Origin of the sequence: Pseudomonas maumuensis, from assembly GCF_019139675.1 — a bacterium.
In the GTDB taxonomy this organism is placed as follows: Bacteria; Pseudomonadota; Gammaproteobacteria; order Pseudomonadales; family Pseudomonadaceae; genus Aquipseudomonas; species Aquipseudomonas maumuensis.
This window is the reverse complement of record NZ_CP077077.1, coordinates 3,288,783-3,303,278: the sequence shown is the minus strand read 5'-3', so window position 1 is coordinate 3,303,278 and position 14,496 is coordinate 3,288,783. Positions and strand designations below refer to the sequence as shown.

Here is a 14,496-nt window from a genome sequence, read left to right as displayed (position 1 = left end):
TTTGACAGGTAGTATCCGGGGTCGTCCGCGTGCGGCCGAGACTGGCCGTATCGCCTGGCTGCCGACCTTGCTCAAGGGGCGTCCGCGCCTGCGTCGCGAGCTGTGCTGGCAATTGCGTCAGGCCCAGGCGCCGGAGCTTTGGCTGGTGATCGTCGACGCATCGGCGTCCACCCGACGCAACCAGGCGCTGGCCCAGGCCAAGGGCCTGCTGGCTGGATTGTTCGATGAGGCCTACCGGCAGCGCGCACGTCTGGCCTTGCTCACGGCCAGTGGCGACAAGCCGCAATGGCAACGGCATGGCCTGAAGGCCTCGGCGGCGTTGCAGCCTTGGTTGCAGGCGCTGGGGGCCGGCGGCGGCACGCCGCTGCTGGCGGCGTTGGAGGAGGCGCGCCACTGGCTGCTGGTGCGGGGTAAGCGCTTTCCCCAGGAAACCCAGCGCTGCCTGGTGCTGACCGATGGTCGCCTGCAACACAGGGAGCACTTGCAGCCATTGCCGTGCAGCACACTGTTGGTGGATATGGAAACGGCAGCGGTACGTGTGGGCCGCGCACGGCAACTTGCCGAACAACTGCATGCCGATTATCGGCATATCGAGCAGTTCGCAGTGACGAATTAAGCATGTGGCTGCGACAAGATGTCGCAATTGAAAAAGTTCTACCCGTCTTCGGGGAAAGTTGCCCAAGTGCGTGGCGGCCACGCACTTGCAATAGGCAATCTCGCTTACTTCGGCATCGACCAGGGTTGCAGGTCGTAACCTTTGCCGGACAGTTCGGCGCGCACTTCCTCGATCAGGCTGGCCCATTGCGCAGGGTCGGAATAGACGCGCGAGGACACTTGTTTACTGCCGATACGAGTGCTGGTCCGGTCGATCACTGCCAGGCTCAGTTCACCAGTACCGTTGGGTGCATCCCAGGCTACGCACTGGAAGGGTTCGAAGGCGTGGTCGGCGATCAGCAGTGCTTCGTTGACACGGAGCGGGGCGTTCATGGTTCGGTCTCTCTCATGGTCCCAAACAGCGAAATAATGTTCCGCGGTGTTATTTCCGAATACGTTACAGCGCGGGGTTATCCGTACTGATGCTCCAAGTCAGTGGTCAAGTCACAGGGACGTTGAATTTTTTTAAATCGACGGCATTTTTTTATGCATTCCCTTCGCGCCTAAGACGAGTTTTGACTGGGAAAATTCCTGGCCTGGGCAGCAGCGACAGTGGCGGGCTGACCAACGGTAGTGGGGGGCGTCAAGTTCATTGCTACTGTTAATTCGGGCGTCGCAACTGACTGTTTATAGGTAAAAAACCAATAACTGGCGCCAAGGAAAGGTCATGCTTGAACCTGCATCCCACCGCCGCCTGCTGATCGTCGACCCCTGCGACGATTGCCACCGCCTGTTGCCAGGCTTGCGCAGTGTCGGCTGGGATGTACGAAGTTGCACGCTCGAGGCCGCGCTGGAGCAGCCCTGCGACGTTGGCCTGGTGCGCTTGCAAGCCTCGCACCTGCTGCATCCCGAAGCGCTCAAGGATCTGATCAAACGCAGCAATACCGAGTGGATCGCCGTGCTCAGCGCCGAGGAACTGCGTCTGCAGAATGTCGGTGATTTCGTCTGCGAGTGGTTTTTTGACTTCCATACGCTGCCGTTCGATGTCTCGCGGGTGCAGGTAACCCTGGGCCGTGCCTTTGGCATGGCACGCCTGCGCGGCAAGGGTGCGGTGCGGGTGGATGAGCCCGAACACGAACTCCTGGGCGAAAGCCGACCGATCCGCGAGCTGCGCAAGTTGCTGGGCAAGCTGGCGCCCACCGAGTCGCCAGTGCTGATCCGTGGCGAAAGTGGCACCGGCAAGGAGCTGGTGGCGCGTACCTTGCACCGGCAGTCGCAGCGCCGGGACAAACCGTTCATTGCCATCAACTGCGGGGCCATCCCGGAACACCTGATCCAGTCCGAGCTGTTCGGCCATGAAAAGGGCGCCTTCACGGGTGCGCACCAGCGCAAGGTGGGGCGAATCGAAGCGGCCAACGGCGGTACTCTGTTTCTCGACGAGATCGGCGATCTGCCGTTAGAGCTGCAGGCCAATCTGCTGCGCTTTCTCCAGGAAAAACATATCGAGCGGGTGGGCGGCAACCAGCCCATTGCGGTTGACGTCAGGGTTCTGGCGGCGACCCATGTGGACCTGGAAAAGGCCATTGCGTTGGCGCGGTTTCGCGAAGACCTGTACTACCGCCTCAATGTTCTGCAAGTGGTAACCGCGCCACTGCGCGACCGGCATGGCGACCTGTCGATGCTGGCCAGCCATTTCTCGCAGTTCTACAGCGCGGAGACGGGCAGGCGGCCGCGGTCGTTCAGCGACGGTGCCTTGGCGGCCATGGGGCGGCATGAATGGCCGGGTAATGTGCGCGAACTGGCCAACCGGGTAAGGCGAGGCCTGGTGCTGGCCGAAGGGCGGCAGATCGAGGCCCAGGACCTGGGGCTACAGGAACTGCAGGAGCAGGACCAGCCGCTGGGGACGCTCGAGGACTATAAGCACCGCGCCGAGCGCCAGGCATTGTGTGATGTGCTCAACCGGCACAGTGACAACCTGAGCATCGCGGCCAAGGTGTTGGGAGTGTCGCGGCCGACGTTCTATCGGTTGTTGCACAAGCACCAGATTCGCTGATCGACCACTGTCCCACGGGGCCTCAGCTCGACTGGGCAAGATGCCCGTCTGCCAATTCCTCCACCGTCTCCGGCTCGTCGGGCAGCGCGGTGATCACACTGAAGTCGCTGACCTCTACCTCGCCGCCGCCGTACCCCAGCAAGTGGAAAGAAAACGCCTTGCGCACGGTGGGGTTGTCGAAGTCGAACTGCATTTCCAGGGGCTCGTCGGCCGTTACCCGAATCTCTTCGGGCAAGCCAAGCTGCACATCCTGCTCAAGCTCCTTGGCCTTGAGCCGGATGTACGCGGCGTGGCGCGGGTCCAGCGCTCGTATCTTGAGACGTACCCGGGTGCGGGTGCCTTCGGGCATCTCCAGGTATTGCGCTCCGATCAGGTTGTCGGCCCAGTCATCCTTGATGCGCTCAGCCAGGGCGATGGGGGAGGGACCGCCGAACTGGTAGCGCAGGTTGAGCGGAGTCTGCAGCAACGACTGGTCGAGGCCGGTGGCCAGCAGGCCGATCTGCGCCCCAAGGCTGTCGTCCCCGCGACCGACGAATTTTGCCTGGTCGGCAATGAAACCGGGGCTGGCATAGCGCCGGCAGCGTTGCTGGAAATCGCACTCGCTGAGGGTGCCCTGGCCATCGTGGTAGCGCAGCATGCCGTTGGTGTAGGAAATCATCTCGCGGCCACTGTCGTAGTCGCGGTACAGCGAGCGGCCGGCCAACGCCGCAGGGATTGGCAGGGCGAAATAATCGAGCAGGGAGGTGCTCAGGTCGACGTGGCCGTAGGTGCCCTGCTTGAGCCTGGGCAGTTGGGCCTGCTCCGGTGCGAGCGTGAGGTTGAAGCCCCAGGCCGAGGCCAGGCGCACGCCATCGATGCCGTGGGACTCGTCGGAGGTGATGATCACCAGGGTGTCTTGCAGCACGCCCTGGCGCTCGAGGCCGTCGAGGAAGCTGCCAAGGGCATCGTCGAGGTAGGCCACCGCAGCCTGCTTGGGCGTATCGAAGCGTTGCAGATAGGCCTCTGGCGCCGAATAGGGCTGATGGGTGCCGACCGTGAGCAGGGTGAGCATCCAGGGTTGCGGCTGCTTGCGCAGCTCACCGACATAGTCAAGCGCACCCTCGAAGAACGCGCGGTCGTCCTTGCCCCAGGGGAATTCCAGGTAGTTGTCGTTGGCGAACCACTCCAGCCCATGCACCGTGTCGAAGCCGATGTGCGGCATGATCCGGTCCTTGGCCATGAAGCGCAGCCCGGCGCCTTGCAGATAATGGGTGGCGAAGCCGGCCTCGCGCAGCTGGGCCGGCAGGCAGGCCTGGTTGCGTTGCTGCTGGGTCAGCAGCTCCACGCCCTTGGGGGTGCCGTTGGCCAGCTTGTCGTAGTCGCCGCAGAGCATCGCGTACAGGCCGCGAATGGTCTGATGTGTGTGCAAGACATAGTCGGGGGTGTTCATGCCGCGCTCGGCCCACTGGCTGAGACGGGGCATCAGGTCCTGCTGGTAGTGGCTGCCCAGTGCCTCGCGGTTGGGGCGCAGGTAAGCGCCGGGGATGCCCTCGACGGTGATGATCAGCAGGTTGCGCGCCTTGCCCGGGGCGTCGAGCAGCTTGACGCCATTGAGGTCGGACTGGGTCAGGCCGGCGCTGGACAGCGCCGTGACTGCCGGCACCCGGCCCATACGGCTCAAGGCCTGATGCTGGACCTTGCCCACCGCCGTCGACAGCACCTGGTGGGTGAGGCCGTATTGGCGCCATTGGTCTGCGTCCGAAGGGGCCAGCTGCTGGCCGCCCCAGTGCAGGCCGAACAGCGCCAGGGGCACGGCCCAGAGTCGCCGTGGCAACGGCTCGCTGGCTGGCGATCGCCATACGCTCGTCAGCCAGGCGCCAATGCCGGCGACCAGCAGGGCGGGGAGCCAGGCGTGGGCCAGTCCGCCGCCGGTGGAGTTCTCCATGAACTGCGGGTCGATCAGGTAGGTCAGGTCGTCGACCGTGGGCAGCCGGCCAACGGCGCTGACCAGCTCGGCGGACGCCACCCACAGGCCGCCCCAGGCCAACAGCAACGGCAGGGCCAGCCACCAGGGGCGCCGCTGCAGGAGCAGGAGCAACAGGCTGCCAATGGCGAGATCGGACAGGTAGCCGAAGGGGTTGGACCAGCCCAGCAGCGCGCGCGCGGTCAGTGGTATCACCAGCACCAGGATTGCCAGGCTGGCAAGGCGGGCGCGAGGGTGACCGAGCAGGTTGTTCACGAAACTTTCCTTAATGCCATTAAACCGTCACAAAATTGTGCCGGATGATAACAGGCTGGTGCCGGGAAAGTCGGGCGCTACAAAACCGGTAACCAAATGCCGGGCCCGTGCGCGGGCCCGGTGCGGTCAGAAGTAGTAGGGGAATTTCAGGCTGAACGAGAAGTCTGGCGCGTCTTCGGTGAGACCGATGGACAGGTTGGGCACGATGGTCAGGTTGTCGGTGGCAGCGAAGGTCAGGCCGACGTTGAAGTTGGCGGCGTTGTAGTCGCTGTTGGTGATCGACTGCCAGTCGCCGCCGTCGGGCTTGATCTTGCTTTTGCTGGCGAACTGGTCGGTGACCGAGAACGACATACTCATCCGTTCGTTCAGGGCGAAGGCAATGCCGCCGCCGATCTGCCAAGAGTCGCCCAGTTTGACGTCTCCTTTGACCTTGGAGTTGACCTGCGGGCTGATGTCGCTGAACGAGTCCTGCATGTTGTAGGTGTAGGACAGGCTGGCGAACAGCACGGCAGGGTCGAATGTCTTGACCAGCGAGATCCCCGGCGTGATCGCCCAGACACCGTTGCCGGTAGGGAGGCTCTCGGGTACCGAAAGGTTGTTGTTCGTCGGATCCTCGACCAGCTTGATGCCGTACGGATCCTTGCCGGTGGGGGCTTTCACCCGCAGGGTGACCACGGCGTCGGGAAGGTTTTCCGATTCGTCGAGGAACTTGTAGGCGATCCCGACGTTGACATCGCCAATGGCGGGGTCGCGGGTGACGGTGGCGTCGGAGGTGACCGGCCCGGCACCGCCCGCACCACCGGAAGAATAGGTCGATTCGCGATAAACGATTGGCACGTTTATATCGAACTGCCATCGTTGGTCCATGTTGTAACGGGCGGTCAGGTCCAAGGTCCAGTTGTCCGCCTTGATACGGTCCAGGTTGATATTGCCGAGGAAGATCGAATCGAGCGCGAGGAAGCCGTTGAGGGTCAGCGCACGGGTATCGTAGTGCGTATAGGTCAGGCCGGTCTCGATGCTGAACTTGCCGCCACCGAAGAATCCGCTGGCTTCGTCATACAGGTTGGAAACGCTTTGCGCCGGCTCCGAATCGTCCTTGAGCGACTGGCCGTAGGAGCTGCCGCTGCTGCCCGGTGCGCCGGAGGCCACGGTCTGGGCGCCCTTGGCCGGTGTCGAAGGTGACTTGGTCAGCCGTTTGGGAGGCGGCGCGGCAGGGGTTTCCTCGACTTGACGCACACGCTGCTCGAGTACCATCAAGGCGTTCTGCTGGGCTTCATAGCGTTGTTTCAGCTCCCGCAGCTCCTGCTTCAGCGCCTCGACCTGAGGGTCCGGAGCTGCATACAGCATTGTGGCCGGGGTCAAGGTACTCAGACAGACTATAGCTTTGAGCGTCAACGATCGTTGCATGAGTTAGCCGTCCCTTCAGACTACATACGATGAGAGTCAGCGTAGATCAGTATCCGAGCGCGCGAAGACCTTTGAGCTGGTCAAGATTGCCGTTAAGGGCCGCAGCAGGCACGTTGTCGCGCAGCACGACGTTGAGGGAGGTCAGGTTGCTGACCTGGTTGCCGTTGCCCAGCAAGGTGGCGTTCTGCATCAGCCCGCCCTGGGCGATCTGCTGCAGGGTACTGCCCTGGTTGTTGTTGGCCATGACATTCAGTTGCACGCCGGTACCATTCGCGGAGACGCTCATGGACCCTGCGGCGTTGCTGCCGACCAGTGTCGAGCCTGTGGCGAGTGCCTGGCCCTGTTGCGGCACGTCGGGCGCCTGGTTGGCCTTGGTGACGTTGATGTCGACGTTGTTGTAGGCCGTGTTGTTGTCGCCAGCGGCACGCACGACCTGAGTTACGCCGACAGTGCTGTCCAGGCCACCACCACCGGTGACGCTGCCCGTCCCACCTTTGGCGCCGCTCGAGCCCGTGCCTTTCTCGTCGATCATGGAGACATAGAACTGCGGCTTGATGGTCGACTGCTGGACCTGCATCGAGGTCTTGGCCCCGATCACATCGCCGTTGGCGTTCTGCCAGGTGCTGGTCATGACCACGCCGAAACTGATGATCCGCCCCGGCAGCACATAGCGGCCGCGCAAGTTCGCCAACTCCTGGTCCTTCAGTTCAATGGGTTTGAACGTCTCTGCCTGGGCCGGCAGTGCGGCGGCGAGGCAGATCAGGGTGAGCCATGCTGGGGTCTTCATGGGATGCTCCCGGAGCGTCTTGCTCAATTGTCATTAGAAGAAGTCGCTGCGGATGAAACCGAAGTCCATCAGTTCGGCGTCTTTGACCGGGGTGAAATTGTTTATGCGGCCCTTGGCGCTCAGCGGCAGAGGTGGGTCGAGCAAGGCATTGTTCTTGTCGTAACCCTGGCCGATCACGGCGAAGATGATGCCGTTCCAGCCTTTGAGGAAATCTTCGACCTTGTAGCGCTTGTGGCCGAGCACTGGATCGCCGATGTACACCCAGCCCTTGTCGACGCGCTGCATGACCACGAAGTGCTTGTAGCCACGGATGTCCATCAGTACCACCACGGGAATGCGCACGCTGGTGAGGGTGTCGGCCGCGACCCGGTAGCCGCGGGCACGCATGCCCAGGCTTTCCACGTAGCGTTTCATGTCGAGCATGGAGAAGCCCTGCACCCGCACCAGGTCCTGGTCGGCGTGGGCCAGCATGCCTTCGATGATGTGTTGTTCGTCCACGTCCAGCCAGTAGGCCTGGCGCAGGATGGTTGCCAGCGCCGCGGCGCCGCAACTGAAATCGGTCTTCTGTTGCACCAGGTCGGCGAACTTGCGCTCACGGATGCTCTGGATGGGCTTGTAGATCACCGCGCCCCCCGGCAAAACCGAAAGCGGCATCTGCGCCGCTTCGCTGTAACTGGCCATGCACAGCAAAAACGCCAAGGCGATCATTCGCATGGTCTTGCCCCCTGGTCCTGTTGAAGAAAGGCCCCCCGAAGGGGGCCTTACGGCTACAGCGCTTAGAACGAGGTGTTGGAGATGGCCAGCGAGTTGCTCTGCTGGTTGCCCACACCGGCTGCGACGTTGACGCCGAGGTTGCCGCTGCCACCGTTCACCGAGCCACTGAGGGTTGCGGTGTTGGTCACAGGGTTAGCCCAACCGGTAGGGGTCAGCACCTGGAACGACACTGTGTTGCTCAGGTCGTACGAGCTGGACTCGCTGTAGCTCTTCGAGCCGGACTTCGACGATTCGTTGGAGGCGCTGCCCGACTTCTCATAGGAGGAGTCGTAGGCTTTCTCGAACGCAGAGTCGCGTGCTTTCTCGTACGAGGAGCTGGAAGACTTCTCATGCGATTTGTCATACGACGCGTCGATCGAGGCGGTCAGCGATGCATCGAACGAGTCGGTGCGGCTGCGCTCGTGGCGGCCGAAGTCCTGGGTCTGGGTCACGCTGCCGCTTGCCGAGGCATCCAGCGAAGCGTTCAGAGAACCGCTTGCCGAGGAGCTCGAATCATGGCTACGCGAACCACTGGCGCTGGAGCTGTTGGAGCCACTGGCGTTCCAGCTGTTGGAGCCGGCGGCGTCCCAGCTCGACGAGGCGCTGCTGTCCTTGCTGTAGCTGGAGTCCTTGTCGTACGAAGCACTGCCACTTTTCGTGGTGGTGAAGGTCAGCGTATCGACCCGGTAGGTGCGGTCGGCGCTGTTGTTCACGACCAGGCCTGGGCCGTTCTGGTCGGCAGAGGCGGTGGCGGTGGCATTACCCAGTGGCGCATTGGAGTTGGCAATGGCCATGGTGTTTTTCTGTTGGTTCAGGTCGCCACCGGCAATGTTGATGCCCATGTTGCCGCTGCCGTTGTTGCCCGAGCCGCTCATGATGCCGGAGTTGGTGGTGCCGTAGTTGTTGACCTTGTTGTTGTTGCTGTACTGACGTACGTCGGCGGTGGCCGAGGCGGAGCCGAACACGAAGCTGTTGTCCAGGCTCGAATCGGCGCCGGCGTTGGCGATGGCGGCGGCGTTGTCCTGCTGGTTGCCGGCGCCGGCCGCGACGTTGACACCGACGTTGCCGCTGGTGCCGGAGGCCGAGCTGCTCATTTCGGCTTCGTTCACCGTGCCTTCATTGTTGATGCGGTTGTTGGTGCTGCTTTGCTTGTCCCAGGCATTGGCGGTTGCATATACCGGGATCTTGGTAGGAGGAGGGGTGTGATGACCGTTGTTGTGGCCGTTGTTATGGCCATTGTTGTGGCCGCCACGTGGATCATTCTGCCCAGCTTGTACAGCCACAGCCATGATCGCAGCAATTGCGAAAACCAGAGGCTTGAGTGCCATCGAGGGTTTCATGGTGGTTCTCCGTACTTTGTTTTAGGTTAAGTGTTGTTGTTACCTGTTTGGGTCAATCTGCGACCCGGATGCTCAGGGTGTTGGCCGTGCGGTTTCCCACCCCTGCACTCTGATTCAACTGCACCACGCCACGGCTACCGGTGAATGCCTGGTCGCTGGTGCTGACCTGGCGATGGCCGGGTGTCTGGGCGGTTGGATCGGAGTTGTTGATCAGCGCCACGTTCTGTTGCAGAAGGACGCTGTCGTCGATGCTTTGCGGTTGTGTACTGACGCTGATGCGCAGTGCGTTGGCTTGCTGGTTGCTGGCGCCGGCGCTCTGGTTGACGCCTAAAACGCCGCTGCCATGGCTGAAGGCGTTGCCCTGGATGCTGGACTGAGCATCCAGTGAAGGATCGACATGCGTGCGCAAGCGTTGGCGGATCTGGGTGCTGGCGTTGGCGTCATGGCCGATGGCGATAGCCCGGGCGTTGACCTGCTGCTGTTGGTCGCCGGCAGCCTGGTTGACGCCCAGGTTGCCTTGGTACTGTGCGCCTGAACTGTCGATGGTGGCGTTGTTGATCACGGGGGATTGCGCGAAGGCCGATGCACTGCACAACGTGGCCAGAATCAGCAGCGTATGCTTCATGTCACTGACCCCCGCTGAGGATCTTCAAGGCGCCCAGACCTTGCTGGACGTTCGAATTGACCATGTTGGCGATGCCATTGCCCGAGCCCGAGGCTCGTCCACCGGCAATGTTCGGCAGTTGTGTCTGGGTGCCGATGTTGGCCCCGATGTTGTTGGTCTGTTGGGTGATCAGCGTGTTGATGCCTGCGCCGCTGCTGATGTTGGCGAAGTCGCCGTCGCTCAGCTCGTTGGTCTGCTTGAGTATGTGCGCGGACGGGTTGGTATTGACGGTGACAGGATTGGGATCGGGCACAATCGGGGCGCGGGTGGCAATGCGCGGTTGCACATCACGGGTAATGATGACGAGCCCGTTATCGGCCTGGGCTGGCAGGCTAAAGCTGGAACCCAGTGCGCATCCGATCAGCAGGAGACGACAGACGTTGCCTTTATCAAGTTTCCCCACGATGGCAATTCCTTCTTCGGCGTGTTGGGCCTGGGCCGCGTTGCCAGAAGAAGAGCAGAAGCTGTGCCGGTTTTTGTTATTGCTTTCGAATCAGTTAGTTGTGGCATTAGCGCTGGTGCGTCAACGGATTGTTGTATCAGTGTTGAGACACAGGCTCGACCCATGAGGTGCCGGGCCCATTGAAGACGGGCGCTGACGGGTTTTCGTCGAGGGTGTTTCATGGCTGTGACACTACCCCCGGATCTGGCGTTGTACGCGCAAATCCGGGGGCCATGGCCCGGCAGTGTGTATCAGCGGCTTAACATTCGGTGGGGCAGGTGGGGGATTTTCCGTCCAGCAGACGCTGTACAACGCTCAACACTTTGGCACTGCGTTGTGACCAATCGCCGTCGATCACCTGCACGTTGTGTTGGTGGCGTTGCAACCAAGCCAGGCTGTCATCGAAGAACACCTGGCGCTCTTGCAGCCGGGGCTGGCAGCGCAGCCCGTCACCGATCCATTCGACGCCCTCGGGGCGCAGCAGCAGGTGCAGGTCGTAATGGCGCGCCTGGATGGCCTGCTCGAGCCACGCCGGGCAATCGCCGAACAGCGCTCGGCTCCACAGGATGTTGCTGAGCAGGTGGGTGTCGAGGATCAGCAACTCCGGTGCCTGCGCCCGGCCCTGGTCCTCCCAGGCCAACTGGCCACGAGCGATGGTGGGGATATCGGCGTAGCAGGTATCGCGCTGCTCGCGTTCCATGAAGTGGCGGACATACTCGCCGACCAGCACGCCACCGAAATGCGCCTGGATCTCGCCGCTCAGCCAGCTCTTGCCGCTGGACTCCGGGCCGCACAGCACCAAGACTTTCATGCGCCGGCCAGCGCCGGGTCGCGGCGCCACTCCAGCCAGCCGCGCACGGCGATCAGGGTGAACAGGGCATACAACGCGGCGGTGAGGTAAAGGCCCTTGTAGAGGAACAGGCCGACGAAGACCACATCCAGCACCACCCACAGCGCCCAGCATTGCAGGCGCTTCTGTGCCATCCACAGCTGGGCCACCAGGCTGAAACCGGTAAGCGCGGCGTCGAGCCAGGGCTGGGCGGCGTCGGTCCAGTGGGCCATGGCGGCGCCCAGCAGCAGGCTTCCCAGCAGGCCGATCGCCAGGCCCTTGAGCATCGTCACGGGGGCCAGGCTGGTTACCTGGCGGGCGTCCTCGACCCGGTCCGGGCGGGTCCATTGCCACCAGCCGTACAGCTGCAGCACGGCGTAGACCAGTTGCAGGAGCATGTCCGAGTACAGCTTCACCTCGTAGAAAATCCAGCTGTACAGCACCACCATCACCAACCCGATCGGCCAGCACCAGGGGTTCTGCTTGACGGTGAGCCAGACGGCGATGACGCCGAGCGCGGCGGCGAACAGTTCGAGGCCGGACATCGGCGATCCTTGGGCGGGGAAAGGGCGCGATGCTAACCGCTTCGAGCGACCGGCTTCAAGCGGCGAGCAGCATCGGACCTGCCCGCCGCTTGGCGCGGCTATACCCTGAACTGGCGCAGCAGTTGTTCCAGTTCCTCGCTCAAGCGTGCCAACGCCACTCCGGCGTCGCTTGACTGGCGGGCGGCCTCGGCGGTCTGCTGCGACAGGTCCGCGGTTTCGGTGACATTGCGGTTGATTTCCTCGACCACATGCGACTGCTGCAGGGTGGCGCTGGCGATCGAGGCGTTCAGCGCTCCCAGGTTGCCCAGCGCCTGGTTGATGGCGTCCAGGCTGCTGCCGGCCTCGCGGGCCTGCTCGACGGTCTGGCGCGAGGCTTCGCTGCTGGTGTCGATGGCCCGCACCGCCGCTTCGGATTGCCCCTGAAGGTGCTCGATCATGGTCTGGATTTCGGCGGTCGACTGCGCGGAGCGCTGGGCCAGCAGGCGCACTTCGTCGGCGACCACGGCGAAGCCGCGTCCCTGTTCGCCGGCTCGGGCGGCCTCGATGGCGGCGTTGAGGGCGAGTAGGTTGGTCTGCTCGGCGATGGAGCGGATGACCTCGAGCACGCCGCCGATCTTGGTGCTGTGGCTGGCCAGTTCGCGGATCACCTGTACCGCCTGATCGATGGTCGCCGAGAGCCGGTCGATCTGCTGCAGGCTGCCATGGATCGCCTGTTGGCCGTGGCCGACCTGCGTCTGGGCGCTGTGCATCTCGCTGGAGGCCTGTTCGGCGTGCTTGGCCACGTCATGCACAGCGTAGGAGACCTCGTTGATGGCGGTGGCTACCTGGTCCATCTGCAGTGATTGCTGGGCGCTGCGGGCTTGGGCGGAGCCAGCGTTGTCACCGACATGGCTGGCTGACTCGGCCAGGGCATGGGCCGCGCCCTGCAATTGGCCGATCACGCCTTGCAACTTACCGTTGAAGCGGTTGAAGTGTTCACCCAGTTGGGTGATCTCGTCGCGGCCATGGGTGTCCAGGCGCCGGGTCAGGTCACTTTCGCCGCTGGCGATGTTGCCCATGGCCTGCACGGCCTCGCGCAGTGGCCGGGCGATGCTGCGGGCGATCAGCATCACCAGCAGGGCCATCAGCAGGGCGATGCCCAGGCCCACCAGCGACGCGTCGCGCACTTGTCGGGCGAATTCGGCCTGCACGTCGTCGATGTAAACGCCCGAGCCGATGATCCAGCCCCAGGGCTTGAACAGCTGGATGTACGAGGTTTTCGCCACCGGCTCGCTGGCGCCGGGCTTGGGCCAGCGATAGTCCACGGGCCCCGCGCCCTGGCTGCGGGCCAGGGCGACCATCTCGTTGAACACGGCAAAGCCGTCCGGGTCGCGGATGGCCGAGAGATCCTGGCCATCGAGCTTGGGGTTGGCCGGGTGCATGATCATCTTCGGTTGCAGGTCGTTAATCCAGAAATAGTCGTTCTGGTCGTAGCGCAGCCCGCGCACCACTTGCAGGGCCTGCTGCTGTGCGGCCTCGCGGGTCAGCGTGCCGGCGGCCTCCAGGCCTTGGTAATGGGCCAGCACGCCGGCGGCGGTCTGCACCACGTGACGGGTTTTCTCGGCCTTGGCCTGGTACAGGCCGTCATGGATCTGGCGCAGCATCAGCAGGCCCAGCACCAGCAGCATGGCCACGGCCACCAGCAGGATCAGCCACAGGCGGCGGCTGATCGACATCGACCTCAGGGTCTTCATGATGCGTTACTCCAGTCTTGTTCTTTTTATCCAGGGCATCCAAGCATGCTTTGTCGCAGGCCCCCACTCGACCAACGGCTAATGCGTCGTTCTTGACATCCTCAGTTGCAGGTAACGCAAGCCTTGAAACAAAGGCTCTGCTAGGATTTCGGCCGCGCCAGATGAAACCTTTAGGCAGCTGGGCTTTTCAGCTGGCTTTGGGGGCACCTGTCGCTGTAAAAAGCACGCGCCGCGTGCGGTATCAATTAGCTCAATCAAAACAAGCGGCCTGCCACGCGCAGCGTCGCACTTGGGGGAAAGATGGATTTGTGGAGTGCCTTTCAGGCGATCATCCTGGGCGTGATCGAGGGGCTGACGGAGTTCCTGCCCATTTCGAGCACCGGGCACCAGATTATCGTCGCTGACCTGATCGACTTCGGCGGCGAACGCGCCATGGCGTTCAACATCATCATTCAGCTGGGTGCCATCCTGGCGGTGGTGTGGGAATTCCGGCGCAAGATCTTCGACGTGGTACTGGGCTTGCCTACGCAGGTACCGGCACGACGCTTCACTGCCAACCTGCTGATCGCCTTCATCCCGGCGGTGATCCTGGGCGTGCTGTTCGCCGACCTGATCCACGAGTATCTGTTCAACCCCATCACCGTTGCCGCCGCGTTGGTGGTGGGCGGGGTGATCATGCTGTGGGCCGAGCGTCGCCAGCACCGGGTGGAGGTCGACCATGTCGACGACATGCGTTGGACTCATGCGCTGAAGATCGGCCTGGTGCAGTGCCTGGCGATGATTCCGGGCACCTCGCGTTCCGGCTCGACCATTATCGGCGGCTTGCTGTTCGGCCTCTCGCGCAAGGCGGCGACCGAGTTTTCGTTCTTCCTGGCCATGCCTACCATGGTCGGTGCGGCGGTGTATTCGGGGTACAAGTACCGTGATCTGTTCCAGCCGGGTGACCTGCCAGTGTTCGCCATCGGCTTCGTGGTCTCGTTCATCTTCGCCATGATTGCCGTGCGCGGTCTGCTCAAGTTCATCGCCAACCATAGCTATGCGGTGTTCGCCTGGTACCGGATCGCCTTTGGCCTGCTGATCCTGGCGACCTGGGAGTTCGGTTGGGTCGACTGGTCGACGGCGCACGGCTGA

Annotated in this window: 14 protein-coding genes and 1 pseudogene; 3 read left to right on the top strand and 12 right to left on the bottom strand. The window is 62.9% G+C overall.

The features are described from left to right. Nucleotide 1 precedes the first annotated feature (1 nt). A complete protein-coding gene (locus KSS90_RS14685; protein WP_225933084.1) occupies nt 2-616 on the top strand; it encodes a vWA domain-containing protein in 615 nt (204 codons plus the stop codon). Between the two features lie 104 nt (nt 617-720). Here KSS90_RS14685 and KSS90_RS14680 read toward each other — a convergent pair whose 3' ends face one another. Then, on the bottom strand, nt 721-987 hold the full coding sequence (locus tag KSS90_RS14680; RefSeq protein ID WP_028690802.1) for a hypothetical protein: 267 nt from the start codon (nt 985-987) through the stop codon (nt 721-723). Nucleotides 988-1,321: 334 nt separating this feature from the next. On the opposite strand from KSS90_RS14680, the gene KSS90_RS14675 reads away from it, so the two are divergent. Further along, a complete protein-coding gene (locus KSS90_RS14675; protein WP_217866138.1) occupies nt 1,322-2,647 on the top strand; it encodes a sigma-54 dependent transcriptional regulator in 1,326 nt (441 codons plus the stop codon). A 22-nt stretch (nt 2,648-2,669) separates the two neighbouring features. Here the strand turns inward: KSS90_RS14675 and KSS90_RS14670 are convergent, their stop codons facing one another. The 11 genes and pseudogenes from KSS90_RS14670 to KSS90_RS25910 form a co-directional block, all read right to left on the bottom strand. Next, a complete protein-coding gene (locus KSS90_RS14670) occupies nt 2,670-4,865 on the bottom strand; it encodes an LTA synthase family protein (RefSeq protein WP_217866137.1) in 2,196 nt (731 codons plus the stop codon). 126 nt (nt 4,866-4,991) lie between these two features. Then, nucleotides 4,992-6,272 carry a fibril amyloid transporter FapF gene (gene fapF, locus KSS90_RS14665; RefSeq protein ID WP_217866136.1) on the bottom strand — a complete coding sequence of 427 codons (1,281 nt, stop codon included), beginning with the start codon at nt 6,270-6,272 and terminating at the stop codon, nt 4,992-4,994. Between the two features lie 46 nt (nt 6,273-6,318). After that, on the bottom strand, nt 6,319-7,059 hold the full coding sequence (fapE, locus tag KSS90_RS14660; protein WP_217866135.1) for a fibril amyloid subunit FapE: 741 nt from the start codon (nt 7,057-7,059) through the stop codon (nt 6,319-6,321). Nucleotides 7,060-7,092: 33 nt separating this feature from the next. After that, nucleotides 7,093-7,773, bottom strand: a complete 681-nt coding sequence (gene fapD / locus KSS90_RS14655) for a fibril amyloid maturation endopeptidase FapD (RefSeq protein WP_023630128.1) — start codon at nt 7,771-7,773, stop codon at nt 7,093-7,095. Between the two features lie 62 nt (nt 7,774-7,835). Beyond that, nucleotides 7,836-9,152: an amyloid-like fimbrin subunit FapC gene (gene fapC / locus KSS90_RS14650; protein WP_217866134.1), complete on the bottom strand. Its 1,317-nt coding sequence runs from the start codon at nt 9,150-9,152 to the stop codon at nt 7,836-7,838. A gap of 52 nt (nt 9,153-9,204) precedes the next feature. Beyond that, complete coding sequence (gene fapB / locus KSS90_RS14645) at nt 9,205-9,777, bottom strand: fibril amyloid subunit FapB (RefSeq protein WP_217866133.1); 573 nt, start codon at nt 9,775-9,777, stop codon at nt 9,205-9,207. Nucleotide 9,778: 1 nt separating this feature from the next. Further along, nucleotides 9,779-10,219 (bottom strand): functional amyloid chaperone FapA, encoded by a 441-nt coding sequence (fapA, locus tag KSS90_RS14640; RefSeq protein ID WP_217866132.1) that lies wholly within the window; start codon nt 10,217-10,219, stop codon nt 9,779-9,781. 298 nt (nt 10,220-10,517) lie between these two features. Next, nucleotides 10,518-11,069, bottom strand: a complete 552-nt coding sequence (locus tag KSS90_RS14635) for an AAA family ATPase (RefSeq protein WP_217866131.1) — start codon at nt 11,067-11,069, stop codon at nt 10,518-10,520. Continuing rightward, nucleotides 11,066-11,632, bottom strand: a complete 567-nt coding sequence (gene pnuC, locus KSS90_RS14630; RefSeq protein ID WP_217866130.1) for a nicotinamide riboside transporter PnuC — start codon at nt 11,630-11,632, stop codon at nt 11,066-11,068. Before pnuC ends, KSS90_RS14635 begins: the two co-directional genes overlap by 4 nt. A 98-nt stretch (nt 11,633-11,730) precedes the next feature. After that, entirely contained in the window at nt 11,731-12,465 is a 735-nt protein-coding gene (locus KSS90_RS25915) for a methyl-accepting chemotaxis protein (protein ID WP_437180093.1), read from the bottom strand. Between the two features lie 138 nt (nt 12,466-12,603). Beyond that, nucleotides 12,604-13,275, bottom strand: a pseudogene (locus tag KSS90_RS25910) (cache domain-containing protein); the annotation flags it as partial. A gap of 390 nt (nt 13,276-13,665) precedes the next feature. Between KSS90_RS25910 and KSS90_RS14620 the strand changes: the two are divergent. Further along, the gene (locus tag KSS90_RS14620) at nt 13,666-14,496 is read left to right on the top strand and encodes an undecaprenyl-diphosphate phosphatase (protein WP_217866128.1); all 831 of its coding nucleotides are present in this window, start codon (nt 13,666-13,668) and stop codon (nt 14,494-14,496) included.

What these genes read in the sequence shown, in the direction of transcription:
- KSS90_RS25915 (WP_437180093.1), bottom strand. Translation starts at nt 12,465, where the DNA reads ATGGACCAGGTAGCCACCGCCATCAACGAGGTCTCCTACGCTGTGCAT.
- KSS90_RS14635 (WP_217866131.1), bottom strand. Translation starts at nt 11,069, where the DNA reads ATGAAAGTCTTGGTGCTGTGCGGCCCGGAGTCCAGCGGCAAGAGCTGG.
- KSS90_RS14675 (WP_217866138.1), top strand. Translation starts at nt 1,322, where the DNA reads ATGCTTGAACCTGCATCCCACCGCCGCCTGCTGATCGTCGACCCCTGC.
- fapC (WP_217866134.1), bottom strand. Translation starts at nt 9,152, where the DNA reads ATGAAACCCTCGATGGCACTCAAGCCTCTGGTTTTCGCAATTGCTGCG.
- KSS90_RS14620 (WP_217866128.1), top strand. Translation starts at nt 13,666, where the DNA reads ATGGATTTGTGGAGTGCCTTTCAGGCGATCATCCTGGGCGTGATCGAG.
- fapB (WP_217866133.1), bottom strand. Translation starts at nt 9,777, where the DNA reads ATGAAGCATACGCTGCTGATTCTGGCCACGTTGTGCAGTGCATCGGCC.
- pnuC (WP_217866130.1), bottom strand. Translation starts at nt 11,632, where the DNA reads ATGTCCGGCCTCGAACTGTTCGCCGCCGCGCTCGGCGTCATCGCCGTC.
- fapF (WP_217866136.1), bottom strand. Translation starts at nt 6,272, where the DNA reads ATGCAACGATCGTTGACGCTCAAAGCTATAGTCTGTCTGAGTACCTTG.
- fapE (WP_217866135.1), bottom strand. Translation starts at nt 7,059, where the DNA reads ATGAAGACCCCAGCATGGCTCACCCTGATCTGCCTCGCCGCCGCACTG.
- KSS90_RS14680 (WP_028690802.1), bottom strand. Translation starts at nt 987, where the DNA reads ATGAACGCCCCGCTCCGTGTCAACGAAGCACTGCTGATCGCCGACCAC.
- fapD (WP_023630128.1), bottom strand. Translation starts at nt 7,773, where the DNA reads ATGCGAATGATCGCCTTGGCGTTTTTGCTGTGCATGGCCAGTTACAGC.